Below are 25,267 nucleotides of genomic sequence, written 5' to 3' on the forward strand. Positions count from 1 at the left end.
TGAGGAGAGGAAGTGTGTCTTTGACGAATTCGCGGCCCGCCAACGTTAAGAACCCCAATGCGGCTCCGGGGTCTGGAACCTGGTCGCTTTCTGCTTACGAAACCCAGGCCCGCCTCTTTTTGATTCCCTTTTTTCTCGGCTCTCTGATCTTGATCGTCCTGCCGGCCCTGATTACCCTGGGCGTGGCTTTCACCAAGTACAACGCGATCCAACCGCCCACCTGGGTCGGTCTGAACAACTTCCGGGCGCTGCTGGCTTCGCCGCTGGCGCGGCTTTCGCTGCGTATCTCGCTGCAGTTCATCTTCCTGGCTGTGCCGCTGCGTCTGCTCGGCGCTCTGTTGCTGGCGCTCTTGCTGCAACAAAGCGGTCGCCTGTTCGGCGGACTGCGCGCAGCGGTCTTTCTGCCGACTATCCTCCCCGAAGGCGCATACGCGCTGATCTGGCTGTGGATCCTCAACCCGCTGTATGGCCCCTTGAACGCCGTGCTGCACGCCGTGGGTCTGCCAACGCCTGATTGGCTGCTCAACCCGACGACCGCGCGTATGAGCCTGGCGCTGATGTCATTGTTCACCATCGGTGAGGGGATGGTGCTGCTGCTGGTTGGCCTCAAGACCATTCCCAGGGTGATCTACGAGGCGGCGCGTGTTGACGGCGCCAATGCCTGGCAGTCCTTTTGGCGCATTTCCCTGCCGCTGCTGACACCCTGGCTCCTGCTGCTGACGTTTCGCGATATCGTGGTCAGCCTGCAGAACACATTTACACCGTCGTTTGTCATGACCTATGGCGGCCCCTATTACGCCACGACCTTCGTGCCCCTACTCGTGTTCGAACTGGCCTTTGATCTCTTTGATTTTGGCCTTGCCGCGGCGATGACGGTGATTCTGTACCTGTTGACCAGCCTGTTGGTGGTGGGCATTGTGAACCTGGTTGGATTGAACAGACATGATGACATCGCCTGAACCGGGAGAGGGGCATTCCCCAACGCCCCCCGTGCGCGGCCGTGCATTCGATCGCGCCGGACCATCAGCGCGACCCAGGCGAGACCCTGCCCGGTTTGTCGTTTCGGGGCTGGTCGGGGTGGCCGTGGCGCTTCTGTTCGTTCTGCCGCTTTTCTGGATGGCGGTCGTGTCATTGCGGCCGCTGGGACTGCCGCCCCCGCGCACCGTCGAGTGGTGGCCGGCCGACCCGCAATGGGGCAACTACGTCGAGATTTTTCGCCAGGTGCCCTGGCTCGTTACCTGCTCAACTCGGTACTGGTCGTCGCGGTGTCCGTGCCACTGACGCTGTTGACCGCGTCCCTGGGCGGATTTGGCCTGTCACAGGTGCGCGACCCCTGGCGCAATCGCCTGCTGATCGTCGCCGTCTTCCTGCTCATGGTGCCCCCATCCGCTGTCTGGCTGTTTCGCTACCAGATGCTGAGTTGGGCCGGTCTGCTGGTCACGGTGTGGTCGCTGATTCTGCCGGCCTTTGCCGGCGGCGGACCGCTGTTGGTGCTGCTCTTCTTCTGGACGTTTCGCCGCACGCCGGCCGAGATCTACGAGGCGGCGCGGCTCGAAGGCGCCGACGCCTGGACGACCTACCGGGAACTTGCCATGCCCCTGGCCCGACCAACGGTGGCCGCAGTCGTCATGTTGGCCTTCGTTCAGTTCTGGAACGACTTTACCAATCCCGTACTCTATCTGTACCGGCCGCAAACCTACACCCTGCCGATCGGCGTGCAGATCCTCAAGCAGCTCGATGCAACGAACTGGCCGCTCCTGATGGCCGGCGCCACGTTCATGACCATCCCGATCATCCTGCTGTTCGTTGCCTTGCAACCGCTCTTTCTGAGCGACAACTCAATCGCCGCGCTCCTGGAAAAAGGCTGATGCGCAAGCTGTCTCTACTGTTGTTCGTTCTGTTGCTGATTTTGCCAACTCTGTCCGGCTGTGCGGCCGCGCCAACGCCACACTCGATTTCGTTCATGGTCTCCGGCAGCAAGGCGGAGTACGAGGCTTACCAAACGCTCGTAGACTCTTTCCAGTCCGCCAACCCGGATTACACCGTGGAATTGCGCTACATGCCGGATGATGCCGACTATCTGCGGCGGCTGGCCGCGGATTTCGCCGCGGGCGCACCCGCGGACGTGATGTTGCTCAACAATCGCCGCATCGCGGCGTTCGCCGATAGAGCCGCGCTGGAGGCCGTGGGGCCGCGCCTGGCCAGGAGCCAGGTGCTGAAAGCGGGCGATTTCTATCCGCCGGCGCTCGGTGCGTTCCGCTACCAGGGTGAGCTGTGGTGCGTTCCGCAAAACGTCTCCAGCCTGGTGATCTACTACAACAAGGCGCTGTTCGACGCGGCCGGCGTGCCCTATCCAACCAACGATTGGACCTGGGCTGACTTCGTGGCGGCCGCCCGGGCGCTGACCGTGGACAAGAACGGCGACAGCGTCACCGACCAGTACGGCGTTGGCATTGATCCTATCCTCTATCGCCTGGCGCCTTTCATCTGGCAGGCCGGCGGCGAGTTGGTTGACGATCCCGCCAACCCGACGCGCCTTAGCCTGGACAGCCCGGCCGCGCGCTTGGCGTTCCAGTGGTTCGTGGATCTGCAGGTCAGGGAGAAGGTGGTTCCGGACGCGGCCGCCGAGGCCGCGCAGGAGAGCGAGAGCCGTTTCCTCAGCGGCGCGTTGGGCATGTATTTCAACAGCCGGCGCGCGGTGCCCACCATGCGCACCATCAAAAATTTCGATTGGGACGTGGCGCCGCTACCCCGAGGGTCGCAATCGGCCAGCATCCTGCACAGCGACGGCTATTGCATGGCCGGCAAGAGCAAAGACAAGGAGGCCGCCTGGAAATTCATCGAATACGCTAACTCCGTCACAGGTCAGGAAATTGTAGCCCGCAGCGGTCGCACGGTGCCTTCACTGCGCATGGTCGCCGAATCGGCCAGTTTCCTTGATCCTACCCAAAAACCGGCTCACAGCCAGGTCTGGCTTGATGCCGTGCCAACCCTACGTACCGTTCCGGTCATGTCCAATTGGCCCGCGATCGAAGACACGGTCAGCAAAGAGATCGAACGCGCCTTCTATGGACAAGCATCGGTGGCGGAGGCCGCCGCGGCGGCTTCCGAGTTAACTCAACCCCTGTTCTAAAAGGCGGCCCCATGAGGCAGCCAAAAATCAATGCCGTGAGTAGGAGGAATGACGCATGAAGTACGCACGTAAGTTTTTCGGCGCCATCACAATTTTGATGGTGTTCGGCCTGGCCTTTGTGCTGCCCGCTGACATGACGAGCACCAAGACCCTGGCCGGACAGCGCAGCGCGGTCAATCTGACCGGCGCTGCCCAACAGGAGACGCCGGTCGGCGAGTTCACCGCCAGCGATCCCGTCACGCCAGTCCTGACGTCGGCCGGCCGCGATGCACCGCCGCCCGTCCATGAACCCACCTTGGATCGCGAGATCAACCCGCGCATGAATTTCAATGCCAATCTCGATCCCACCTTCGATGTCAAGGGCGGCCCGGACCCGCTGCTGCCCCTGCAAGCCGCGGCTCCCCCGGCCCAGCCTGACGCCTTTGGCACCCCGATCTTTAACTTCAACGGCCAGGGCTACACCTTCGTCAACCCGCCGGACACCGTGGGCGATGTCGGCGCCAACCACTACATCCAAATGATCAATGCCACCGATGTGGCCGTCTACAACAAAGCGACCGGCGCCTTGATCCAGGCCTTTGCTCTCACATCCCTGGGCGGCTGCGCCACCGGCAACGGCGATCCGGTTGTTCTGTATGACCAACTGGCCAACCGTTGGTTCTTGAGCGAATTCGGTTCTGGCAACGCGTTGTGCGTCCTCATCTCGCAGACGGCTGATCCGTTGGGCGCGTACTACTCGTATTCGTTCAGCATGCCCAGCTTCCCGGACTACCCCAAGTACGGCGTGTGGCCCGATGCCTACTACGGAACCGCCAATGAAAGCAGCCCGTCGGCCTTCGCGCTGGACCGCGCCAAGATGCTGGCCGGCCTGCCAGCCACGTTCCAGCGCTTCACCGCGGCCAATCTATCCGGTTTCAGCTTCCAGGCCCTGACCCCGGCCGACCTGGACGGCATGACCACACCGCCAGCGGGCGCGCCGGACTACATCATGCGCCACCGCGACACCGAAGTGCATGGCCCCAGCGGCTTCCCCAGCAGCGACATCCTGGAGATCTACGCCTTCCACGTGGACTGGACCACGCCCGCCAGCTCAACCTTCACCAAGCTGCCCGACATCGTGACGGCCGAGTTCGATTCGGACCTGTGTGGCCTGACCTCGTTCTACTGCATGGGCATGCCGGGCGTGGCGCAGGGCAGTTCCTCCTCATTGGACCCGATCCGTGAAGTCATCATGAACCGCCTGGCCTATCGCAACTTCGGCGACCATGAGACGTTGGTGGGCAACTTCGTCACCGACATCAATGGCAACAATTTTGGCGGCGTGCGCTGGTTCGAGATGCGCAAGGTCGGCGCGGGTGCGTGGAGTCTCTATCAGGAAGGCACCTATGCGCCCACCACCACGGACAACCGTTGGATGGGCGGCATCGCCATGGACGGCGCGGGCAACATCGCCGTGGGCTACAACGTCTCCAGCCAGACGGTCTATCCGTCGCTGCGCTACGCCGGCCGCCTGGCCTCGGACCCGCTGGGCACGCTGCCGCAGGGCGAGTACACCCTGGTCAACGGCACGAGCATCAACGGCAGCAACCGCTACGGCGACTACGCGGCCATGAGCGTTGATCCGGTGGACGACTGCACCTTCTGGTTCACGGGGCAATGGAACGCCGCCACCCAGTGGAGCACCCGCATCGGCGCGTTCAAGTTCGATGCCTGCGGCACGCCCGACTTCACCCTGGCCGTGACGCCCGCCAGCCAGCAGATCTGCGTGGGCGCCAATGCCGCGTACAACGTGAACATTGGCAGCGTCAGCGGCTACAACAGCCCGGTGACCCTGAGCGCATCAGGCAACCCCGGCGCGGCCGGCTTTAGCACCAACCCGGTCACCCCGCCCGGCGCCAGCACCATGACCATCAGCGGCGCGGCGGCGGGCAGCTATAACTTCAACGTCGTTGGCACAGCGGCCGGCCCGAACGTCCACCAGACCGCCGTTGACCTGACCGTGCAAGCGGCCGCGCCAGGCGTGCCGGTCCTGACCGCGCCGGCTAACGGCGCACTCAACGTGCCCGCGGCGCCGACGTTTACCTGGAACGCGGCCAGCGGCGCCGGCACCTATGACATCCAGGTCGCGACCGACGCCGGCTTCGTCACTGTTGTCGCTTCGGCCACGGGCCTGACCGGCACAACCTGGAATGGCGCCTCGCTCAACACCAGCACCACCTACTACTGGCGGGTGAAGGCGAACAACGCCTGCGGCGCCGGCGCCTACTCTGCCGTCTTCAGCTTCACCACCCAGGCTGCGCCTGGCGACTGTGGCCCCGGCACGACGGCCAACATTCTGTACACCAACGACTTCGAGGCGGGCGCCGGCGGTTGGACGCACAGCGGCACCGGCGACACCTGGGCGCTCTCCACCGCGCGGCCGCACAGCGGCACAACCTCCTGGAAGGCGAACGATCCGGCGACCGTCAGCGATCAGCGCCTGGTCTCGCCGGCCGTGGCCCTGCCCAGCGGCCAAAACCCGGTCACGCTCAAGTTCTGGAACTATCAGCACATCGAGTCAAGCGGCGCCACGGCCTGCTACGATGGCGGCATCCTGGAAGTGTCCACCGACGGCGGCGCGACCTGGACCCAGGTGCCGAACGCCTCACTGCTGACCGACCCCTACAACGGGGCGGTCTCCGGCAGCTTTGGCAACCCGTTGGCCGGTCTGCAGGCCTGGTGCAGCAACCCCGCACAGCCCTACCTGAACTCGATTGTGGATGTCACCAGCTATGCGGGCCAGACCGCGAGCTTCCGCATGCGCCTGGGCACCGACAGCTCGGTGAGCTACGAGGGCTGGTATGTTGACGACGTAACGGTGCAGTCATGCCAGCCCGCCGGCCCCACGCCCACGCCAACAGCAACGAGTGTGGCGCCGACCGCGACACCCACGGCCACATCCGTGCCGCCCACGGCCACTCCCACGGCCACAATCGTGCCGCCCACCGCCACTCCAACGGCCACACCGACGACTCCGCCGACCGGTGTGGAGTTGAGCAGCCTGGACAGCGGCACGCCGGGAACGAGCAATCTATGGTTGCCGCTGGCCCTGGCCCTCGTGCTGCTGACCGTGGTAGGTATGGCCTTGCGCCGGCGTATCGCGTGCTGAATCAGGCCATCGTTCGACCGTTGGTCGGGCGCAGCCAGGGCAAAGGCTCAGCAGACTGAAAGCGAAACGTAAGATGTAGAACAAGGCGCCGGTTGAATAAACAACCGGCGCCTTTTCGCATACAAGATTGAGTCTCAATGCCCAGGGTGCAGGGACTCGACGCCTGCAACCACCCATCGGTAAGCCCGCGTGGTCCCCCTAATCACCGATTGCACCACATGGAAGGCGTAGAGAGCAAATTGTGCCACTCGCCTGCGCCCGCTACCAACTATTGACGGCCCCGCCCACTGTCATCGCGATACCTGGCAGGGCTGTATTGCGACGGACGCGGACTCGTGGTAGAATGAGAACAGTGTCAGTTGATTTGCGCCTGGATACGCGTGCCCATGTGGTGTCGGGAGTAGCAGGAGGCCCCCGGCCATGAGTAAATCAACCAGTTCCAGTTCCAAACCGATCCTCACCGTTGCCGAAAAGCAGGCCCTACGCGATTGGCTGGTCCTGCATGAGTTTCGCGCGAACCCGTTCGATGTCCGTGTGGCCGAACAGGAAGCGAAGCGCGAACCGTACCTCCACACCTATTTTATTTCCACGCCCTATTATGATGAGATTCGCGAAGCCCAGACCCTGATTGTTTACGCGTCACGTGGCTGCGGCAAAAGTGCGCATCGCATCATGGTCGCGCGCGATTGCCGGCCCTACAACCCGTCGTCCACCACGCTGGGGGTTGAATATACGTCGTTCGGCAACCTGGCAGAGTGGGTCAAGAACGGACGCCCCCTCACTGCGGGGGACCACATCCGGCTAATCTTGGATCGCGCCACACTCACACTGGTTGAGACTCTGGCCAATGATGTCAACCTGGCCAAATGTCTCTCGGGGAAGGGACTGCAGCGCTTACGTTGGTTCTGGGACACCTTCTGTCCGGTGGCGCAGGATCAAGTCTGGTTCACCGATCAGCTCCGTGCTGCAACCGGCGCCATACCTGTGTACGATTGGCGAGCGTTCGATCAGGCCTACGCCGGTCGCCAATTAACTGTTCTGTTCGAAAGTCAAGCGCAGCAATGGAAACCAGCCGGGCGCTTCTGGCTGGCCCTGGCCGATGCACCACCGGCAGCGATTGATGAAAACTCTCGTTCACCGCTCTTCCTCTGGCAATCGTTCATGCGCCTGGTGCGTCAAGCCGGCTTGACCGATGTCTGCATTCTGATTGATGAGGTTGATGAACGCCCCCCACTGACCGACAACCCGGATTTCATGGCCGATTTTCTTGCCCCCTTGCTGGCGGACCTGGACATTATGGAAGCCGACGACACGGCGTTCAAGCTCTTTTTACCGGCTGATCTACAAACCGAATTGCATCGCCGGCCCGGTGTGCGCATAGATCGCTTGCCCACACGGAGTATCGTATGGAACGATGAGTCGTTGGCTGAATTGCTGCGCCAACGGCTGGTGGTGTTCAGCGATACCAGGGTCTCTGATTTCGAGGAATTATGCGAACCTGATTGCGGCGCGCTTTTGCACACTAATCTGATCAAGACCGCGAGCGAGGTGCCACGCAATCTGATCGAACTGTGCGACAGCTTGATCGTCACCCATGCGCGCCGCCAGGCAGCACAGCCCACCGAGCCAGTTCGTCCCTTGCTGACGTGGCAGGAATGGGAGACGATTCGGAACGATTGGAAAGCAGGCATGCAGTCATCGGTCATCACCGGGGTTCCACTCCTGCGCTTCGATAAAGCGACTGGCCGGATTCGTGTCGGGGCGCGCGAGTCCGTGTTAACGGGCCGGTTGCTAGAGCTTTTCTCCGTTCTCTATGATAATGCAGGAGAGGTCGTTGAAAACGAGGATTTGATTGACATATTTGATGGCGACTCGGCTCTGCGCCGTGTACTGAGCCGCCTGCGCGATCTCATCGAACCCAAGGGGGCCGATGAGCCGATCTATTTGGCTACCGTGCGTGGTCGCGGTGTGCAGCTGAATCATGTGGCTAAACGCTAGCGCGCCAGGCTGCGCACAGAGCTTAGCAATCAACAGATCCCTGTTTGTATTCCGGCAGAACATGCCCAAAAAGAACAGGACGCTCTTTTGACCAGCCCTAAGTTGTCAAGTCGTTGTCAAGTAAGTGTTTAGTTGACCGGTTAGAATAGTCGCAACGAGAACTATCGTCTGACTGAACACGATTTCCGCGCCGCTTGTGCGCAAATCTAAGAAAGATCGGCAGTGCATGATGCATACCCTACGCGTCTCCGGTCAGTGGACCGCAGCTATTTTTCACATTGCATGGAAGGTAATCGCCTTTCAGCAAACCAAACGCCCTGGCGATCTGGGTTAGTAGAGCCAATACCCAATTTTGGGGTATTGGCTTTTTTGTTTTTGTTCTCATGTCAACGTGGAGGTTCACCATGAACTTGTGGCACGCTTGACGGCTTTGCAAAGGAGGAGATTATGACACAAGCAAGGGGCGCTGCGTCTGCCCTGACGCAGATGCAACCCCAACCAAGCCTGACGTCAGGTGTCGTCTATGTTCCACCCCCGGCCTACGAGACCGATAAATTCGTTGCACGCGAGAAACTTTTGCAGGGTTTTCGGGACCAACTGAAGGAAGCCAAGCACGGGCAATCGCTGCGCCAAATCATCATGTTGTGGGGAGTCAGCGGGCTGGGCAAGACCTGGATCATACGACACCTGGCGCACGAACTTGGGCACGATCAGCCCGACGCCCAGCAAAAAGGCAGTTTTGCCATTGTTTTTGACTTTGCCGAAGATACGGTACGCCACTGCGAGACCCTCGACGCACTGCTGCGGACCTTCACGCAGAGTGTGCAACAAGCGATTCACCGTCTCGAAAATCAACTCAACACCGACGAACGAAGGGAAATCGCTCTGATCAACGAGGCGATTGCAGGCGGCCAATCTCCAGAAGAGATCGCCAGGGCGATCGTCTGTTTGTTCCAGGCGTTGAGCGAGCGCTTCGTGCCCATTTGCCTCTTTGACTCGCTCGACATTCTCGAAGACACCCATTTCGATTGGTTTGCCTGGTTCGAGGAACACCTGTGGATGCCCATCGGGCGCGACTCCAGGATGCTGCTTGTGTTTGCGGCGCGCAAAGAGATGAAGCGCTTTCAGCAGTTTGAAGTGCGACGCAGACTCAAGCGTTGGCAGGTTTTGCCTTTCAAAACGGATGAGGTTACCGCCCAACTCAAGCAGGAACGCAGAGTCGCAGAGGCGGAGCTGGTTGGCAACATCCTCTACCCGTACTCCTTCGGTCATCCCTATGCCACCTGGCGTTTGGGTGAAGGACTGGCCGCTTTGACACCGGCTGCACAACCGATTGATGAGCGTGTGGCACGACAGTTCGAAAAGGACTTTGCCGATCTCCTGGGAACCGTGATCGAATGGTGGCTCAATCATGTCAACTGGGATGTGCGCCAACGCTTGCTTGCCGCAGCCACCCTGCGCCATTTTCATATTCGAGCCCTGCAGATGTTCCTGGCCGAAACTGAAAACAACGATGACTTGAGGGCCGAACCAGACTCGTACTTTCAGGACATCATCAAGTCTATGCTCGGCACTGACCTGACGTTTTGGAGTCAAACCCATCACGGTTATATCATTGACCCAACCGTGCGCAAGATCATCAATCGTTGGCTGCTCTTGACTGATGCCGACGAGTATGACCGGCGCCATCGCAGCGCCAAAGACCTTTATGTCAGACTGATTCGCGAGAGCCAACCGCTGAGCGCTACCTACATCATCGCCGCTATCTACCATGACGCCATGCGCGCGAAGGCGCGGGCCGGCGGCGACACCCCGTGGAGCGTGATCGAGCCTACGGTTACGGCTTATCTGGATCCCGTTACGAGCAGGCTTGACCTGGAAGGCGTTACGACGCTGCTGGAGGAGCTGAAGCGAGATGATGAATTGCAGGAATTGCTGGGCGATTGCTACCAGGAGTTGACTGAGCGTGTTGATGCGCTGGCGCGGGTGGTGAGTCAGCACAGCAGCAATGGCGCAACGATACCTTGACACGGAGGCAATCTCATGACTAACTTAAGACATTACGCCTTACGCACAGAGGACATCATCGGCCGCGCGGTCGAGTTGAAGCTGGCCCAGGACGCGTTCGCCCACTGGGGACACACCGACGTTCTTTACTTCCACGGGCCTGGCGGTATTGGCAAGACGCGCCTGTTGGAGAAAATTGGCGAATCCGCAGGTCAGCGCAGCACTTCCGAGCGCCCGCTCCGTTGGAGCAAGATCATTGATCTCTACCTGTCGAGCACCCACAGCAACAGTGGTATCGAGAGGGCGATCTGTGAGGCCATTGACCCTGACCGCCACTATTTTGACCATTACTGGGGTCTGCGCGCGAGTTTTGAGCGCCAGCGTCACGAGCATGTGGAGGCAAAGCAACTCGAATCGCTTCGTGTCCAGCTCACAGCAGCCTTCGTCGAGGGGTTCAACGCACTGGCGGATCAGGCGCGCGTCCTGCTCACTTTCGACACGGTCGAGTTGGTTCAGTATGAGAACGACATCATCCAAACGATCTGCCAGGTGCCGCAGGAGGCCATCGCGGTGAAGATGTGGCTGCTGGAGACGCTGCCGCAACTGCACAACGCCGTCATTGTCTTTGCCGGCCGTCCCAACAGCATGAAGCTGGACGCTGACTTGCGTGCCGCATTTGGCAATCAACCCGACCGGTGCTACACCGCCCGTGAGCTGGCCGGTTTTGACGAAACCGAGACGGCGCGCTACTTTGCAGAAATGGTTGCCCTGGCCACGCGTGAGGAGCGCACGCAGAGCCAAATCACCATCGGGCCGGGCCAGTTATACGCGTTTACTGGCGGGCGTCCCATCCGCCTGGCCCTCCTGATTGACCTGGCCGTCTACAGCGGCGCAGACATCGAAGATCTGTTTGCCGAGGGATCACCCGACCAGCACAACGCTGATGACCGCTGGCAGGAAATTGCCCCTCGTGTCATTGACCGCATCCAGAGACTGGACACCGGCTACCCCATCGAAGATACCTTGCCCTACATGGCGCTCACACGCCAGGGCCTCGATGCCGAATTGTTGTACTACCTGGAACCCGGTTGGCCGCTGGATGCGTGCCAGCAACGCCTGGAGGCGATGAAACGATTCACTTTTGTCAAGTCACGTCCGGACTGGCCGCGCATCTACCTGCACGATGAGATGTACGACCTTCTCGACGACCCAAAAATGAAATTCAGGCCAATTGAAGATCGTGTTGCCAAATGGAAGCAGATTGCCAGGTTCTATCAGAATCGGCTGGCGGCCGTCAGTGATGAGGATGCCCAGCAGAATGTCAAGATTGATATTCTGCACTATGAACTGCGCGCCGAGCCTCGGCGTGGTTTCGAGCGCTACTTTGCGCGCTGGGACGAGGAGGCCATCAAGGCGGCCCTGGTCGGCTTCGACATGCGTCTACGTGATGAGTTCTTGCGTTTCTTTCAGCAGCCTGGCGCCATCCGTCGGGCGCAATACGAGGGCGTGAACCAGGAAGCGGTGAATCGCGACAGCGCCATCCGCTGGATCAAGCGTCACATCAATCGCGGCGACAATCACAGGGCCGTTCAGATTGCGGAGGTCATCCTGCAATTTGCGCCGCCTTTTGTCCATCAGGACTTCGCGCCAGTAACATCTTCCCTCTCCCTCGAACCCACCCTGGTCGCTGATGCCAGGAAGATTTTCGACACCGATGATGTCTACTTCTGGGCGCATCTGTTGACTTACTATGCAGAGGCCCTGATCTACAGTGGCAATGAGGCGTCTGGCCGACAAGCGCTGAACCTGGCCATAGATTCGTTGACACCGGTCGTCCCGGCGGATGAGTATCAGCAGTGGTGGCGTCAACGCATCCTGGGACGAGCCCACAACAATCGAGCCTATGCACGTTGGGTGAGTGGGCGCTACAGCAGGGCCTTGACTGATTACCGTCATGCCGTGCGCTACCTGCGCGAGGCCGATCTGAAAGATGAATTGGCCGACACAACTAACAACGAGGCATTCCTGTACGCGGTCATGGGACGCCAATACAACGCGGACTCCTTGATCGAAGATGCCCTCAGTCTGCGCCGTGAGCTACGTCTGCGCTTCCCCCTCGCCATGAGCCTCACCACCCAGGCTGCCATTCATGCCCTGTTGGGACGACCGGATGAGGCGATTCACCCTGCGGAAGAAGCCAAGAGGATTGCCAACGAACTCAATAACCGCCGTGCCCTCGGCCTGGCTACGCTGACCCTCGGTCAGGCCTATCGTATGCAAGGCGATCGCGCCAAGCGTGGGTCGTACAACATCGAGAGCGCCAACAGGTTGTTTTCTAAGGCTGTGGCAGCCCTGGAAGAAGCGCTCACCATCTTTGTCACTGATGATCCGCAAGAGGATCAGGTCAAGGAACCGATGCGTCGCTGGCAGGCGCTCAATGAGCTGGCCGATACCTATACCGACTGGGCCTTCGCCCTGGAAACGATCGGCCAGTCGCCGGTAGATGCAGGGGCAAAGCGCGCCCAGGCCATTGCGCTGCAACTGCAGGCGGCCGACATTGCTGATAGTTTTGGACTGACCCGCCAGGCGCTCGACACCTACGACGACCTGGCCCAGACCTACGCCGACAGCGGTGACTTACCTGCGGCACGAGAATGGCTGGCGCGTATCGAACAAGCGATACCACCGGAGTATCGGCTGCAGCCGGGCGGTTTTGGCAAGATAGATGATCCAATTGATGAATACTGGCTGGCCCTGGGCAAGCTGCACCTGCAGCGGGCCATTTGGACGTCCAAGGGCCTGGACGAGACGCTGACGGTCGCGGGCAAGGATCTTTTGCTTGAGCAAATGATGACTGAATTCGTCATCTCGGTTGCCTATTTCGAGAAATTCTCAGACGTTGCCCCGCGCCTGCGTGAGACTCTGGCGGCGGTTTATCGCCGTATCCGGCCGCTCAAGGGTGAGCGGCTCGATCACCTGCGTGATGTCGTCCGCCAGGTGGGGCAGACCTACAACGTCGTTCCCAAGCGTCTCCTACTTGTCATCGAAGATATAGCCGGCCTGAGCGAGGAGGAAGCTGTGCAATGAGCAATACGTCTGAATGGGAGACGCCTTCTGCTCTCCTCGCCATGAGACTGACTATCGAGCTGTTCGATTCCGGCGCAGGGGCGCCATTGCTGCCGGTTGAGTTAGATGAGACGGCGGCGCCGCGGCCTGATCTGTCTCAACCGGCGTTCGATTCGAATTGCGGCGCCTGCGGCAGCGATTCGGATCTCATCGTCGCCCCAGGCGCCGCCGAGGCAATCCCGTGATTCACACGCTGTCGGCGCCTGTGCTCTATTCGTTGGAATTGACCCCGGCCTGCAACAACCGCTGCCCGGGGTGTTATAACGTCTTCATTGACGATAAACAGACCCGCCGGGGTCAGCTCCGCCACCGGCCCTTGAACGCGGCGCAGTGGGCCACGGTGCTCGACCAGATCGCGCCGCACGCCAGCCGTGTCAAGCTGACCGGCGGGGAAGCCACGCTGCATCCAGATTTCGCGGCGATTGTGCGCGCCGTCGCCGATAGGGGCATCGAGTTTTCGCTTTTCACAAACGGTCGTTGGCTACAGCCGGAAATTCTGCTTGATTTCCTGGCCGCGGCGCCGCAGTTGACCGGTCTCGTGATCTCGCTGCACGGCCACACAGCCGCCACGCATGAGTTGTTCAGCGGCGTGGCCGGCTCGTTCGCAGAAACGGTCGCCAATATCCGGTTGGCTGTCGCTCGCGGCATCCCGGTCACCACCAGCACCGTTTTGACCCAGGCCAATCAACATGCGCTGGATGCCATCATGGATTTGGCGCTGGCGCTGGGCGCGCGCCATGTCACCTTCAATCGCTATCTGGGAGCGCCTCTGCCCAGCAGCGATCTATCGAAGCAGGAGCTGATCCGAGCCGTCAACCTGATTGATCGCCTGAAAGCCGCCGGGCGGCCAGCGCAGTTTGGCATTTGCGTGCCGCAGTGCCTGACGCCCAACTCATCGAGCGGCTGCCTGGCCGGTGTGGCCTACGCCACGGTTGACCCGTGGGGTAATCTGCGGCCGTGCAATCACTCGTATCTGTTGGCCGGCAATCTGTTGAAGCAGTCACTAGAGGCAGCCTGGCATTCGCACGAAATGCAAGCCTTCCGCGAGGCCGTACCCGCTCAATGCCATGAGTGCGGTGTCTTCAGCACCTGCCACGGAGGCTGCCGGGCCGTGGCGATGGAGTTGGGGCTGGAGAAAGACCCGCTGATCGGGGATGCCATTCCGCTGCACGCGGCGCCGCGCACGCCGGCCCCCCTGAAACTGCATCCGGACATGAAACCCGAACCGCGCTACCGGCTGCGTGTGGAGCAATTTGGTTTTGTGCTCCTGCGCGGTAACGCGGTGGTGTCGCTGCGCCCCGACGCGCAACCGCTGCTCGCTGCATTCAACGGCAAGACGACCCTACGCACGCTGGCGCAGGACTTCGGCCAGCCGGCGCTCAGCCTGGTCGGAACTCTGTACCAAAAGGGGTTGTTGGCGCTGCCGCTGTGATTTATGACGGCAGGAGCCGGCCGCGATTTTTTCCAGGGTTGGTGAATTCCAGGAGCTGTCGTGACCAAGCAGGGAGAGGGTTCTCCCAGTAGTTCCAAATGTAGCCTGGTTTTTAACCACAGAGATCACAAAGAACGCAGAGAAGTTGCCGATTTGCGTCTGATCTGCCGTTTCTTTGTGTTCTCTGTGCTCTTTGTGGTTGAATGTGTGCTACATTTGGAACTACTGAAGGTTCTCCTGGCCGTGTTGCGATGGACGTAGACTCGTGGTAGAATGACCGCGTTCTGGTTGTGTTACTGCCGGAAGAGAGCCATCGAAGGGGTTTGGGTCACCATGACAGCTGATCTTGCCGCCCCCGCTATCACCTACGAGCCTGTGCTGAACGCGGGTGCTTTGCTGTTGCGCGAATACGTCACGGCCGAACCGCTGCCGCTGGCGACGATTCATGCGGCGGTGCTCGATTTTCTGCGTGACCGCAATGATGTCGCTGTGTTCGGTGCGCAAGCAGTCAACGCCTATGTGCATGAGCCGCGCATGACCCAGGACATTGACCTCATGGCGACGCACCCAACCGAACTGGCCGAAGAACTGCGAGCTTACCTGGCGCGACGCTTTCACATCGCCGTGCGCGTTCGTGAGGTTGCCGGCGGTCGCGGCTTCCGGCTCTACCAGGTGCAGAAAACCGGTAACCGTCACCTGGTTGATATACGCGCGGTGAAAGCCTTGCCCACGATCGAACGACTTGCCGGAGTCCAGGTCATCGCACCCGTCGAGTTGCTTGCCAGCAAAGTCACGGCTTACGCGCAGCGCCGCAGCAGCCCCAAGGCCGGAACCGATTGGCGCGACATCGCCATGCTCCTGCTGGCATTTCCTGCACTCAAGTGCGATCCCGGTCCGGTGACCGATCGGCTCCTGGCGAACATGGCCGATGAAACGATTCTCGCCGCCTGGCGTGAACTGGTCGCCCAGCCGCTGGTCGCGGCGCTCGACGAAGACGAGTTCTGATCCGAGCCTAATCCCACACCCCTTCGCTGACGATCACTTCCCATTCCGCCAGGCGGGCGCGCACGCGGGAGAGCGTATCTTCCTTGACCACGAGCCAGGTGCTGTCCGCGCCGGGCAGCGGCTTGAGCGCGCCGCGCAGACTGCGGTCGGCCAGCAGTTGTATCGCCGCCTCAGCCGTACCCACCCGCAGCAAGGTGACATGGCCTACCTGGGCCTTCTCCGGCGGACGCGCCCAGCGTTCGATGCGCTGAACCAGCTCGGCCGGCAGCGGACCTGGCGCCAACTGCCGCAACAGCGCCAGGAAGGGTTCGGCCGTGGCATTCTTGTCCACCACCGCCTTCACTTTCTCCGCGGTGATGGTCCAAACCCTGGTCGGTTGCTCACCGGCTGCGGCGCCCGGCGTTGCTACCCGCTGCAGCAGCGGTAGCCAGAGAGGGTCTGGCAGAGCGGCCGCAGACTGCAGCTCTCCTTCGGCTGTCACTCGCCAGGCGCCCACAGGCGCAGCCGGCGGCATCTGCATCGCCAATTCCCCGCGTGCCAGCAGCTCGCGCCAGAGCACCCCCGGGCCGTGCGCCTGGTCCAGGGCCAGCTCCACGATGGTGGGCGCCAGCCTTTGCCCGAAGAAGGGGGCAAGCGCCGGATCGGTCAGGAGCTGATCGAGCAGCGCCTCACTTTCGGTTTGCAGCAGGGGCGCGGAGTGGCGCAGCGTGACACGCGCGTGCCGGCCGACCCATTCTTCCATCTCGCGCTGCACGTTGCCGGGCAGCGGGCTGTGGCTCCATTGCTGCAACAAATCAACGATCTGCTCCAGCGTCAGGCCGGCCTGCGCGGCTCGGTACAGGCTGGACTTGGTCAACTTGAACTCTGGCGCTTCGGCCAACCGCGTCAAGTCGGCAAACGCGCTGAGCTGAATGAGTGACCGAAAATCCAGCCGCGGCAAGGCAACAACCTGAAAAGTTGGCTGCACCACGATCAGCCCGGGTGTAGATGTCTCCTGCGGCGCGACGCCCAGGAGAGTCGCCAGGCCGTCGGCTGAAACGCGAAACGCAATCGCCTGCCCCGCAGCGTCCAGGGCAATGTCGCATGCGCCCAGCCAATGGAACGGCCCTTGCACGGACTCCGTGATGAAGGGCCGTTCGTAATCGCTCCATTTTTGTACAGGCGGTAAGGCCTGCGCCGCGCGCGGGCGCAGCAGTTCCGGCGCCCAAAGGCTGACCTGCTGTGAGAACGAATCGAAACTGATCCAGACGCCGGCTGGAACGACCTGCAAGAATTTCAACAGGGCGCGCTGCGCCGCTGCTGTCCTTTTTGCCTGCCCCACATCATTGGCCAGCTCAGTTGCTTCAGCCAGTCGCCCGCGCTGATGGAAAGCTTCCAGGGCCAGGAACAAGAAATCGGCCTGCGGCAGGCCGAGGAAACTCGGCTCCGGACAACTGACGAGCAACCCGTCCCTTGTCTCCAGAATGCCCAGACCGGTGGCCAGTGTCGCATAGAACTCGGTGATCTCCTGGGCTTCCCGATCGTTCAGAGTCTGGCCGCCGATGTTCAGCGCGCGGCTGGCTTTGCGCAAGTCCAAGCGATGAAACTCGCCCTGGATCGTCAGGCGGAGCGGTTGGCGCGAAAGATGCTCCCACAAGGCAAAAAAACGCAGATGGGCCAGGTTCCCGCGACCGATCCGCCGTGTGCTGGCCGCGCTGTCGTCCAACACCTGAAACTTCGATTCAGGCTGCGGCAGGGCGCTCAGAACCTCAGCGGGCACGCACAGTGTTTCTCCTGGGCCAAAATCGAGCGGCTGCGGACTGAAGAACGAAGGTTCACCGGTGAAAACCAGGCCAGCCGTCAACAGGCGTGCGGTGACATCGCTGAAGCGCCGCGAGGTAGATCGCGCCAGATGCGGTATGTAGCGGAAATGATTGGGCACCTTCGGCGAACCATCCGATTCGATCAACCCTGCGCTCACCAGCTCGATCTGCAGAGGCGCCGCCTGGTCGGTTCCGCGCAGCAGGAGCCGATCCATGATCGTTTTTTCGGTCACGGGCAAGGCTCGATACGCGGCCTGGATCGCCTCTGGCTCAGCAAGCTGCTGCGCCAGCGCCGGCAGCGACTGCTGCGGCGCCAGGCGCGCCAAGCGGATGGCGTCCAGCACCTGCTCGTTGACGAGTGACAGAAGGTCGAGCACGGTGGGGTTCATGGCGCCGTCCCTTTGTGCGTCCCGGCGGGCGAGGCGTGTTCCTTTTTGGGCAGATCGCTGATGACGGTTGGCGTGTGGCCGCGTGCGATCAGGGCATCGCGCACGGCGTCGAAGGCCAGATCGGGGATGACGGCCAGGGTGCGGGTGAGTGGGCGCAGCGGTGCGGGCAGCGCGCCGGCCAGGATTTCCTGCAGGGCGAAATCATCTGCCAGGTCGAGCCGCGCGATGTTTTCGAAGATGCGAATGCGGCCATAGGCGCCGAGCCAATGTTGAACGGTCTGCAGCAGGCGCTGCGCCGCAGATGAACCGCCGAGGCCGCGCTCCAGGCCGGCCAGGATGGCGGCGGGGTCGGCGCCCTGGTCCAGGCTGATTGCCAGCAAGTCGGGCTGCACCCTGAACAGGAGGCTGCCATCCGCCGCCGGCTGCGGCTGATCCAGCGCCAGGGCCGCGCTGTGGAACACGGTGCCCCACGCTTCCTGGTCGGTGCTGGCAACAGCGATCTTGAGTTTGCCATCGTCCATGACCTGCAGGCCGGTGTGCGGCGCCGCGAGAGAGGGCGGAGCGGTTTCGAGATCGAGCAGCCAGGCGCCCAGCGGGGTCAGGCTGAAGAAATCGCCGCGCCAGGCCAGCCCACCCAACCAGGTCAGGGGGCCATGCAGCCATTGTTCGATGAATGCGCCGAGGCCAATCTGCCAGGCGTCGCTGTCACGCTTCAGGGCGGTGGTGTGACCCGCCAGGGCCAGTCCCCACGCTGGGTCTTGGGAGAACTTGGGAAAGTTGGGACTCAGTTGGGACATGGCGTGCGTCAGGTCCCGGCTGAGATACCACTGACCAGGAGTCAGGCGTTCGAGCAGGCGCAGCAGGGTGGCGCGGTCCGCCAGGCAGGTGTTGTCCAGTCCGGCTGGCGTTGCTATCTGCCGGTTCTGCACGAAACTCGGCTGCACGACCATCTCGACCCGTTTCTGCTGTTCCAGCAGACGCCATTCACCCCAGGAACCGAGCGCTTGCCAGGCTGCAAAAAGGCGATTGAGGCGGACAGCAGGCGCCTGGCCGGCCAATTCCAGAAGGCTTTGGCGATTGACGGACGAAGTAGTCGTCGTGGTCATGATCTGGGTGTGTAGCAGCAGGGCCAGGGCTAGTTCCCAGGTGACGGGAGGCACGTCGGGAAAGGCGCTGAGCAGGTCGCCCGGCAGATCGAGCCTGGTGCGAACGGCCGCGATCGCTGCGCCCGACTGTGGCAAAGGCTGATCCCACCGTGAGGAAACCGTCAGGCGGACGGGGTGCGTCATCACGTAGCTGGCCAGGGCGATGACCAGGGCGTCAAGGGTGTGAGGTGCAACGGCGTCAGGGGAAGAGAAAGACGTCTTGGGCTGAACGGGCGCCGGCAAGGCGACCGGCGTCAGATTGACGACCGCAGGCGAAATGATGTAGCCGGTCCCAGACGGCATGAAAGCCAGGCCGTAGCCACCCAGTTGGTGCAGATCGGCCGCCACTTCTTCGGACGTGCGTTCGATCTTCCACGGCTGCACCAGCGCTGTCAGATCTGGGAATCTCATAAAGCCATTCCAGGCCAGCAGGTCGAGCGTTTGGCGAAGTTCGGGAGTGAGGCTGTTGATGACGGCGTGGTTGGCCGCAGGATCGCTGAGGTTGGCCGCCATGATCTCGACGATGGCATCTCGTGGCCCAGTGGGCAGTTTGACCCCGCGTTTGCGGGCCATGTCGCGCATTTCCGCAACGACCTTGCTCTGCAGATGGGCTTTGATGGCGTCTTGTTGTGGTTTTGTGCTCAAGCGACTGATCCTTTGCGCCTGGGAGGGTCATCCGGCCAGCGCAGCTCTTCGATCGGAACGAACACCCGTATCATGCCTGGCCTTTCACTTCGATTCGGTAGGGTTGGAGGAGCCTCTGCAATTCGGCCAGGTTTTTGGCTGAAACCTGCTGCAGGTGCTTACCCGTTAGCTCGATTTCCCAGGTGTGGCCGACTGCCAGGATGTTGCCGGTGCGTGCGGCGCGATAGATCAATTCTACCACGGCGGGATGATTTTCGATGCTGAGAATGCCTGGTTGGCGCAGTTTTACCTGCGGGGAGACGGGGCTTGTGCCCCCAGGGTTGGCCGCGCTCTTCTCGAATGGCATGGGCAACAGTTCACGCCCCAAGGGGGTCAGGCGGACAGCGACAAGTCCGCTCTCTTGGGCTGCCAGTTCGAGCAGCCCGAGCCAGAGCAGCGGGTTGATCAACCGGGTGTTGACGTTGTTCGTGACTCCTTCCGGGGTCGGCCTGTTCCAGGAGCTGCCGTAACCGGCCAGGGCGGGGTTGTCCAACATGAACTCGTAGAGCCAACTGAGACGCGTCCAGGCGCCATCCGGGCGGCTGAGTAGGGCATTGGCCAGGCCGCGCAGGCTGCACTGATTCTGAGTCGCGACCGTGTGGGCTGTTCGCAGCAGTTCGTAATGACGCTGCTTCCAGGGCATGCGAAGAAAGGTAAAGACCGTCTTGTTCTTGAGTGCAGCGGGGCTGGATGAAGATAGCACCCAATCACGCTGGTTCGCTAGTCCTGTCAACCAGCTGTAGCGAGATTCGTAGTAGTAAGTTTCCTGATCATTGCGGCGCAGCAACCAGGGAGTGGAAGTGGGTCGGCCATAGGAGTCGAAGGTGCGGTTGGTGGGGGTGGACACATCGTATTCGAGATCCGTCAGGCTCAGCCAGAAGGCCAGCAGGTCGCTATGCACAGACAGGCCATCGTTGCGCATCCAGGGCGCCTCGCCCAGCCAGGTGCTCTGCTGATCAGACTGATCCCTGCCTTCGAAGTAGGCCAGGAGCGGTGCAGCAAGTTCCACCGGTAGACCCCACTCTGCGCCGGCCGGCAGGGCGAATACCAGGCCGGTAGTTTGCAGGGACTTCAGGTGGGTCAGTTCGCCTGATCCGGCTCCCTGAAGGGTGTAATTCCTGGTCGCCAGCATACGCCGCAAGATCTGTTGGGTACCGGGAGGCTGCTGATGGATCTGGGCCTTGATATGTGACGCCGTGGTCATGGCGGTCAGCAGGCTGGTGACCCGCTCGGGGACGGTTCCCTTGGCTGGAACTGATCCCAGCCAGGTGCGCTCCAGCGTTTGCAGCCGCCCGGTGTCGTGCAGCAGCAGCGTCAGGAAGCGATTTGCGTCGCGATGGGCGGCCGGCGGCTGTGCATGGGCGCCGGCTTTGCACCAATCGCCCAGCAGTTGGCTCACCTGGAACACGTGCCCGCCGTCGCTCGACAGAGCCAGTGAGATCAATCCAACGCTGAGCGGCCAGGCCAAATGACTCCTGAGGAGATCCGTGTGGTCGGATGCCCATTCGGACAGTTGCGAGATGGTGGAGCGTCGCAGGTGCCTGATGTCTGCCAGGTAATACCATTGCTGCGGTTGCCCCAAGCGGCAGATCCGGAGCAGGAGTTCCGCGAGTGCGGGGTCAGCGCGCTGGAGAGTCCAGAGAATTTGGGCCACCTGGCTGTCGGGAGGGAGAGCCAGGAAATGGTGCAATTCAGGGCTGGGATAGGCCCGTCCATTTTTCGAGACCAACAATCCCATCCAGAACGGCGCCAGCAAACCGGCTTCATGGAGGGCGACGTCCGCCGCTTCCAGCCGGCTTGAAATAGCGGCGGAGGGAGACCAGGGGCGAGGATCGTGCTGCAGATGGTGCAAATCGGCCAGCCATTCATCGAACGATGGCGTGGCGGGTTTTCGGACGTTGGCCCCTCTGACCGGTGTGAGGGTGACATGCTCGACCAGCGCCTGTGCCGCAGCCTGGTAGAGCGGCGCAATCGTATAGTGGCTGTTAATGGCCTTTCCCTGCGATGCGTTCAGGATGCCCATCGCTACCAGCCGGTCCAGGACGCCGCGCGCGACCGTGGCATCGAGACCGACAAGCCGCACGGCGGACTGGCGGTTGACGCTCTGTTTGATCCTGTCCGCAGTGACGAGCAGGGCCAGGACCTCGCGTTCATTCGGATTGAGATTCTTGAGCTGTTGTGCTGGATCTGACACGTGGACTCCACCTGTATGACTTACCAGGTTGTTTTTCGGCGCCCTGATTGATTCTACCACTCGGACAGGGGGCCTAACTAAAGTTGGTTTCCGGGTATCTCGTTGCGCCGTAACACCGCTAGAAATCCGCCCAAGCGTAGCAAGAGCAATTGTCTTGAATTATAACACAGCGCTTGCAGCAGGACAAGCAGTAAATCCGAGATTGCCGCCAGTCATTACGTGGGGGTTGCGCGGGGGTTGCGTGGGGAGCGGGTTGACAAACTACAGACGGAAGTGTATAGTGCCTTTGTCGCTGAGCCGATTTTTGCCGGCGCCATAGGTAAAAAGAGATTCAACAGGAGGTGTGCTGTGAAGGTGTTCATTTCCGCCGATATCGAAGGCGTGACGGGAGCTACCAACTGGAACGAGACGGACAAGGCGCATGCCGATTATACGGAGTATCGCGAGCAAATGACAGCCGAAGTTGCCGCGGCGTGCGAAGGTGCGCTCAGCGCGGGCGCGACGGAGATCGTGGTCAAAGATGCGCATTGGACCGGGCGCAACCTGATTGCATCGAAACTGCCGCGTGCGGTCCGGCTGATTCGGAGCTGGACGCTCGACCCCTATTCGATGATGGCCGGCCTGGATGAGACCTTTCAGGCGGCGCTCATGATTGGCTACCACTCACGCTCCGGTTCCGACGCCTCGCCGCTGGCGCATACTCTGACCGACCGCGTCGTCTACGTCAAGATCAACGACCGCGACGCGTCCGAGTTCCTGATCAATGCCTACACCGCGGGCTGGTTGGCCGTGCCGGTGGTTTTTCTCTCCGGCGACGCCGGCATTTGCCGGGATGCCCAGGATTTTCTGCCGGCCCTGTCCACCGTTGCGGTCATGGAAGGGGTGGGGGACGCCACCAGCAGCATTCATCCCGGTCTGGCTGTTGAACGCATCCGCAGCAGCGTCGAAGCGGCGCTGCGCGGCGATGCCAGCCGCTGTCGCGTGACCATGCCGCCGCATTTCACAAGCGAAGTGTATTTCAGGCTGCACACGAACGCGCGGCAGGCCAGCTTCTTCCCCGGCGCCCGCCTTGCCCGGCCCCACGTCGTGCAATTCGAGGCGGACGACTACTTCGAGGTGCTGCGCTTCTTCATGTTCGGCATTTCGATGACGGCCGGGTGACAGGAATGAAAGTGGACCCTGACTGAGACCGCGGAGGCGTGTTTGGCAGTCATGTTGCTTTCATGTACAATGACGTAGATGTGTATGCCAGTACCAATCTAGGTGAATGGGTGGTGTAGAAGGGAGTCTGGTAACGTGGTCACTGTCTATCGTCTGAATGTCAATGAATTGAATGAGCAGTTCATCCAAGCTCTACAAACGCTCTTTAGGGACAGGGAAGTGGAGATCACGGTCACTGAAGTAGACGAGACTGACTATCTGCTGCGGTCGGAGCCGAACCGGAGGCGGCTGTTGCAGGCAATCAAGAACATTGACAATAACGAGGACATGTGAGACGAAAATACTATGCCCACTGTACTTGAAGATGGTCCCTATAGCTTCATTTTCTTTAGTTCCGATAAGGGCGAGCCGCCTCACATACACGTGAAACGCGAGCGGCGAATCGCCAAGTTCTGGCTTGACCCAGTTGTGCTTGCCAAGAATCGCGATTTTCCCGGGCACGAACTGAACCGCATCGCGCGTCTCGTGGTAAGGCATGAGCAATATCTCTTGGAGGCGTGGCATGAGTACTTTGGTGCTTGAGATCGACCCTGTCGCCGTGGAAGTTGCTGTGACAGATGATGACCTGACCGTGGATCTGGCCGATGGTCGTCGAATGCATGTGCCCCTGTCCTGGTACCCTCGTTTGTTCAATGCTTCTGACGTGGAACGACAGAATTGGCAACTCTTGGGAGACGGCTATGCGATCGAATGGCCTGATCTGGATGAGCATATCGGCGTCGAAGGGTTATTGGCGGGACGACAAAGTGGTGAAAACCCCCAGTCACTCAAGCGCTGGTTAAATGCACGCCAAATGCATAGGTGAGCAGGTTCTGAGCATTAAGCACATCAGGTGCTTGTCACCTGGTTTAATGACTTGATCGAGCGTTTGTGGGCTGGCGCCCGCGTCGAGGGCTGGATCTCCAGCGAGGAAATGCGCCGCCGATTTGAGCGAATGCTTGAGAGTTGTCGCCATTACACGGATTGATATATAATTGTGAGCAGGAGACTGAACCGATGCCCAGCATTTCAGCTTTCTTCGGCGTCGTCATTTACATGTACTTCAACGACCATTCGCCGCCTCACTTTCATGCCGAGTATGGCGAGTTCGAGGCAGTCTATACCATCGAGACACTGGACATTCTGCGCGGTCATCTACCGAGGCGCGCTCATAGCATGGTTGTGGAGTGGGCATTGGATCACCGCCCTGAGCTCCGGACGAACTGGGATAGAGCGCGAGAACAGGTGCCATTGACAGAGATTGAGCCGTTGGATTGAGGAGGCAAGACATGGGGAAATTTGGCCCCCGCGTGCGTGTTTGCGCCATCGAACCCCTACAAGAGTTCAAGGTGCTGGTGACTTTCGACAATGGCACGCGCCGAGAAATTGATCTTGCGATCTACCTGCACGGCCCCATCTTCGAGCCGCTGCGGAGCAACCCTGCTCGGTTCCGAGCCATGAAGATCGCGGGCGGCGCCATCGCCTGGGATAATGGCGCGGATATTGATCCGGATGTTCTCTACTACGACCTCAAGCCCGCGTGGATGGAAGAATCGGCGGCCGTCTTGGCTTGAGCAATAGTCGCATCAGGCGCTCATCGTCAGCTCGACTGCTGTACATTGTGAAAGGACTATCGAATGTACCAACGCGACCAGGATTGGGGCAACTACCTCGCCCTACGAGAATCAACCGATCACATCGTTGCCGCGCTCGAAAGAGGAATTATTCTATGCAGAAGCAGAATGACCCCAGTGACTATGAATTGCGTGGTGAGTACGATCTGAGTAGAATGACAATCGTCCCAAAGGGAAGGTTCGCGCCTGGGCGGCGCACTGGCAAGAACGTAGTCCTGCTTGCGCCTGATGTAGTCGAGGCGTTTCCAACGGATGAAGCAGTCAACGAGGCTTTGCGATTGGTGCTGCAAATGATAAAGCTTCCCAGCGTGCAGCATGTGGAGATGGCAGCAGCGCAGCGATCTGGCGTTTGAGATCGCTGAATAAGTTT

The 25,267-nt window shown here is 60.9% G+C and carries 20 protein-coding genes; 17 read left to right on the forward strand and 3 right to left on the reverse strand.

The features are described 5' to 3' along the window. Window positions 1-14 precede the first annotated feature (14 nt). The 10 genes from IPM84_05420 (at window position 15) to IPM84_05465 (ending at window position 15,849) form a co-directional block, all read left to right on the forward strand. The gene (locus IPM84_05420) at window positions 15-959 is read left to right on the forward strand and encodes a sugar ABC transporter permease (GenBank protein ID MBK9092206.1); all 945 of its coding nucleotides are present in this window, start codon (window positions 15-17) and stop codon (window positions 957-959) included. A gap of 231 nt (window positions 960-1,190) precedes the next feature. Further along, window positions 1,191-1,868 carry a carbohydrate ABC transporter permease gene (locus tag IPM84_05425; protein ID MBK9092207.1) on the forward strand — a complete coding sequence of 226 codons (678 nt, stop codon included), beginning with the start codon at window positions 1,191-1,193 and terminating at the stop codon, window positions 1,866-1,868. After that, a complete protein-coding gene (locus IPM84_05430) occupies window positions 1,868-3,133 on the forward strand; it encodes a sugar ABC transporter substrate-binding protein (protein ID MBK9092208.1) in 1,266 nt (421 codons plus the stop codon). The genes IPM84_05425 and IPM84_05430 overlap by 1 nt, the downstream gene beginning before the upstream one ends. Window positions 3,134-3,188: 55 nt before the next feature. Continuing rightward, window positions 3,189-6,281, forward strand: coding sequence for a hypothetical protein (locus IPM84_05435; protein MBK9092209.1), 3,093 nt, complete (start codon window positions 3,189-3,191; stop codon window positions 6,279-6,281). 420 nt (window positions 6,282-6,701) lie between these two features. Continuing rightward, complete coding sequence (locus IPM84_05440) at window positions 6,702-8,279, forward strand: winged helix-turn-helix transcriptional regulator (protein ID MBK9092210.1); 1,578 nt, start codon at window positions 6,702-6,704, stop codon at window positions 8,277-8,279. Window positions 8,280-8,726: 447 nt separating this feature from the next. Next, the gene (locus tag IPM84_05445) at window positions 8,727-10,307 is read left to right on the forward strand and encodes an ATP-binding protein (GenBank protein MBK9092211.1); all 1,581 of its coding nucleotides are present in this window, start codon (window positions 8,727-8,729) and stop codon (window positions 10,305-10,307) included. A gap of 15 nt (window positions 10,308-10,322) precedes the next feature. Beyond that, complete coding sequence (locus IPM84_05450; protein ID MBK9092212.1) at window positions 10,323-13,373, forward strand: ATP-binding protein; 3,051 nt, start codon at window positions 10,323-10,325, stop codon at window positions 13,371-13,373. Then, window positions 13,370-13,597 carry a hypothetical protein gene (locus tag IPM84_05455; protein MBK9092213.1) on the forward strand — a complete coding sequence of 76 codons (228 nt, stop codon included), beginning with the start codon at window positions 13,370-13,372 and terminating at the stop codon, window positions 13,595-13,597. The genes IPM84_05450 and IPM84_05455 overlap by 4 nt, the downstream gene beginning before the upstream one ends. Next, complete coding sequence (locus tag IPM84_05460; GenBank protein ID MBK9092214.1) at window positions 13,594-14,844, forward strand: radical SAM protein; 1,251 nt, start codon at window positions 13,594-13,596, stop codon at window positions 14,842-14,844. The genes IPM84_05455 and IPM84_05460 overlap by 4 nt, the downstream gene beginning before the upstream one ends. Before the next feature lie 333 nt (window positions 14,845-15,177). Beyond that, complete coding sequence (locus IPM84_05465) at window positions 15,178-15,849, forward strand: nucleotidyl transferase AbiEii/AbiGii toxin family protein (GenBank protein MBK9092215.1); 672 nt, start codon at window positions 15,178-15,180, stop codon at window positions 15,847-15,849. 7 nt (window positions 15,850-15,856) lie between these two features. Here IPM84_05465 and IPM84_05470 read toward each other — a convergent pair whose 3' ends face one another. The 3 genes from IPM84_05470 to IPM84_05480 form a co-directional block, all read right to left on the reverse strand. Continuing rightward, on the reverse strand, window positions 15,857-18,040 hold the full coding sequence (locus IPM84_05470) for a helicase-associated domain-containing protein (protein MBK9092216.1): 2,184 nt from the start codon (window positions 18,038-18,040) through the stop codon (window positions 15,857-15,859). Next, the gene (locus IPM84_05475; GenBank protein MBK9092217.1) at window positions 18,037-19,830 is read right to left on the reverse strand and encodes a hypothetical protein; all 1,794 of its coding nucleotides are present in this window, start codon (window positions 19,828-19,830) and stop codon (window positions 18,037-18,039) included. Before IPM84_05475 ends, IPM84_05470 begins: the two co-directional genes overlap by 4 nt. A gap of 70 nt (window positions 19,831-19,900) precedes the next feature. Beyond that, window positions 19,901-22,063 carry a hypothetical protein gene (locus IPM84_05480; protein MBK9092218.1) on the reverse strand — a complete coding sequence of 721 codons (2,163 nt, stop codon included), beginning with the start codon at window positions 22,061-22,063 and terminating at the stop codon, window positions 19,901-19,903. Between the two features lie 348 nt (window positions 22,064-22,411). On the opposite strand from IPM84_05480, the gene IPM84_05485 reads away from it, so the two are divergent. From IPM84_05485 to IPM84_05515, 7 genes are all read left to right on the forward strand, one after another. Then, window positions 22,412-23,224 (forward strand): M55 family metallopeptidase, encoded by an 813-nt coding sequence (locus IPM84_05485; protein MBK9092219.1) that lies wholly within the window; start codon window positions 22,412-22,414, stop codon window positions 23,222-23,224. 135 nt (window positions 23,225-23,359) lie between these two features. Next, the gene (locus IPM84_05490) at window positions 23,360-23,557 is read left to right on the forward strand and encodes a hypothetical protein (protein ID MBK9092220.1); all 198 of its coding nucleotides are present in this window, start codon (window positions 23,360-23,362) and stop codon (window positions 23,555-23,557) included. A gap of 12 nt (window positions 23,558-23,569) precedes the next feature. Continuing rightward, a complete protein-coding gene (locus tag IPM84_05495; GenBank protein MBK9092221.1) occupies window positions 23,570-23,806 on the forward strand; it encodes a DUF4160 domain-containing protein in 237 nt (78 codons plus the stop codon). Continuing rightward, the gene (locus IPM84_05500) at window positions 23,787-24,089 is read left to right on the forward strand and encodes a DUF2442 domain-containing protein (GenBank protein ID MBK9092222.1); all 303 of its coding nucleotides are present in this window, start codon (window positions 23,787-23,789) and stop codon (window positions 24,087-24,089) included. Before IPM84_05495 ends, IPM84_05500 begins: the two co-directional genes overlap by 20 nt. A gap of 191 nt (window positions 24,090-24,280) precedes the next feature. Next, entirely contained in the window at window positions 24,281-24,541 is a 261-nt protein-coding gene (locus tag IPM84_05505; protein MBK9092223.1) for a DUF4160 domain-containing protein, read from the forward strand. An 11-nt stretch (window positions 24,542-24,552) separates the two neighbouring features. Beyond that, window positions 24,553-24,837 (forward strand): DUF2442 domain-containing protein, encoded by a 285-nt coding sequence (locus IPM84_05510; GenBank protein ID MBK9092224.1) that lies wholly within the window; start codon window positions 24,553-24,555, stop codon window positions 24,835-24,837. Window positions 24,838-24,992: 155 nt separating this feature from the next. After that, window positions 24,993-25,250, forward strand: a complete 258-nt coding sequence (locus IPM84_05515) for a hypothetical protein (GenBank protein ID MBK9092225.1) — start codon at window positions 24,993-24,995, stop codon at window positions 25,248-25,250. Window positions 25,251-25,267 lie beyond the last annotated feature (17 nt).

The organism is Candidatus Amarolinea dominans (assembly GCA_016719785.1).
GTDB classification, from domain to species: domain Bacteria; phylum Chloroflexota; class Anaerolineae; order SSC4; family Amarolineaceae; genus Amarolinea; species Amarolinea dominans.

Excerpts from the sequence above, each read along its gene's own strand:
- IPM84_05425 (MBK9092207.1), top strand. The coding sequence starts at position 1,191 with ATGGGGCAACTACGTCGAGATTTTTCGCCAGGTGCCCTGGCTCGTTAC.
- IPM84_05430 (MBK9092208.1), top strand. The coding sequence starts at position 1,868 with ATGCGCAAGCTGTCTCTACTGTTGTTCGTTCTGTTGCTGATTTTGCCA.
- IPM84_05435 (MBK9092209.1), top strand. The coding sequence starts at position 3,189 with ATGAAGTACGCACGTAAGTTTTTCGGCGCCATCACAATTTTGATGGTG.
- IPM84_05440 (MBK9092210.1), top strand. The coding sequence starts at position 6,702 with ATGAGTAAATCAACCAGTTCCAGTTCCAAACCGATCCTCACCGTTGCC.
- IPM84_05445 (MBK9092211.1), top strand. The coding sequence starts at position 8,727 with ATGACACAAGCAAGGGGCGCTGCGTCTGCCCTGACGCAGATGCAACCC.
- IPM84_05450 (MBK9092212.1), top strand. The coding sequence starts at position 10,323 with ATGACTAACTTAAGACATTACGCCTTACGCACAGAGGACATCATCGGC.
- IPM84_05455 (MBK9092213.1), top strand. The coding sequence starts at position 13,370 with ATGAGCAATACGTCTGAATGGGAGACGCCTTCTGCTCTCCTCGCCATG.
- IPM84_05465 (MBK9092215.1), top strand. The coding sequence starts at position 15,178 with ATGACAGCTGATCTTGCCGCCCCCGCTATCACCTACGAGCCTGTGCTG.
- IPM84_05470 (MBK9092216.1), bottom strand. The coding sequence starts at position 18,040 with ATGAACCCCACCGTGCTCGACCTTCTGTCACTCGTCAACGAGCAGGTG.
- IPM84_05495 (MBK9092221.1), top strand. The coding sequence starts at position 23,570 with ATGCCCACTGTACTTGAAGATGGTCCCTATAGCTTCATTTTCTTTAGT.
- IPM84_05500 (MBK9092222.1), top strand. The coding sequence starts at position 23,787 with ATGAGTACTTTGGTGCTTGAGATCGACCCTGTCGCCGTGGAAGTTGCT.
- IPM84_05505 (MBK9092223.1), top strand. The coding sequence starts at position 24,281 with ATGCCCAGCATTTCAGCTTTCTTCGGCGTCGTCATTTACATGTACTTC.
- IPM84_05510 (MBK9092224.1), top strand. The coding sequence starts at position 24,553 with ATGGGGAAATTTGGCCCCCGCGTGCGTGTTTGCGCCATCGAACCCCTA.
- IPM84_05515 (MBK9092225.1), top strand. The coding sequence starts at position 24,993 with ATGCAGAAGCAGAATGACCCCAGTGACTATGAATTGCGTGGTGAGTAC.